Annotated in this window: 1 protein-coding gene and 1 pseudogene; both read left to right on the top strand. The window is 57.7% G+C overall.

The features are described from left to right. Positions 1–225: pseudogene (locus ACXJ7R_RS32485) on the top strand (transcriptional regulator); the annotation flags it as partial. Continuing rightward, complete coding sequence (locus ACXJ7R_RS32480) at positions 200–844, top strand: DNA-binding protein (RefSeq protein WP_457155372.1); 645 nt, start codon at positions 200–202, stop codon at positions 842–844. The pseudogene ACXJ7R_RS32485 and the gene ACXJ7R_RS32480, both read left to right, overlap by 26 nt. Positions 845–1,452: the final 608 nt, after the last annotated feature.

Below are 1,452 nucleotides of genomic sequence, written 5' to 3'. Positions count from 1 at the left end.
CTTGGAGGCGCCGCAGAACGCCTCGACGCGGCGAAGATCGACGCCAATCGACCAGTATCGCATAGAATGAGCCTCATGGCTCATGCGGCATGGAAGCGTGGTATCATGTCGGAAGGCCAGTTGGCCGAGTTGCTGAAGATGYGTCGTGTGGAGGTGCGCGAGCTGATTGATCAGATTGAGCTTGAGGAAAGCGTAACGGATGACCTTCTCAAGCTCCCTGGCTGACGATCGGAGACCTCTGGTTCTCGATACGAGCGTCCTAATCAATCTGCACGCCTGCACCTACGGCGAGCGCGTTTTGACAGCCATCGCCAATGGTATCGTCGTGTCCGAGATCGTCGCCGGGGAGCTTGAGCATGAGACGGGCCGAAAGAACGGAGACCATAGTTTCCTGCACGGTCTAATCGCGTGGGGCAAAGTGACCGTTGTCGGTATGACTGACCGGGAGTTCGAGTTGTTCGCCACTCTGACCGCCGGCTCTCCTTCTCTGGATGACGGGGAGGCCGCGACGATCTCCATCGCGGCAAGCCGAAGATTCCGTGCCGTTATAGATGAAAGGAAGGGCCGCGCCCGCGCTGCGTCACTCATGAACGGAGAAGAGCCCGGTTGGTCTCTAGACCTACTCCGACATCCCCGCGTTTTACAAAGCCTAGATGAACTCCAGGCCACTGACGCTGTCTATCTTGCGCTAAGGCATGGCCGTATGCGCATTCCTGCTCAATGCGGCGACTACGTCGTTGAGCTGATCGGGCGAACGCGCGCTCTTGAGTGCTCTTGTCTGCCGAACTTCAGGAACTTGGCGAGAGAGGTGGCGGTCTCGAGTTTCTCGCAGGCTAATGGCTGAGAAACATGTCGTGAGAGATCAGAAGGCTCGATCCGAAATCTCTCTCCGGATTTCAGGGTGAGAGCGCCACGATAGCAAGGGCGGTGTGGAGAGTTGGGGGGGGACGGCATGTATCGGCGGCCATACCGTGCCATAGAAGCCTATTAGCGGCAATTGCGGATCGCGAAGGGAATCGATCCGGTAGACCGCTCGGCTGCCGGTGACAAGGGAATGTGTTTGGGCGACGCCGCTCGGTCTCTGTCTCCATGTGGGCGCACCGGAGACCTCTCCTCCAGCCTCAACCCATCATGGCAACCGCGGCCACCCTCTCTATCGGCATTCCAAGCGCGGAAGGAGACAGCACACATGGCAACTGGCCCAAGCCATTTACCGTTCGACACCTCCATATAGTTCATCTAAGCAGGGTCTAATCGGCTATAAACGGTCAATATCGATCAAGGGATGTGGCAGCGGTCAGCCAAGGGCTTACGAGCGTCACTTTCGGGCAACGCGGTCGATCGGCATCGTTTCACTGTGGAGCGCGGAAGGCAGAGATGACAGATGAGCGATGGCTGACAGTTGAGGATATTTGCCAGTATCTGAACGTCAGCAACGAGACCGTCTACAAG

Source organism: Mesorhizobium sp. P5_C1 (assembly GCF_054049815.1).
Note: the sequence above shows the minus strand (reverse complement) of the source record. Positions and strands in the feature narration are given on the sequence as shown.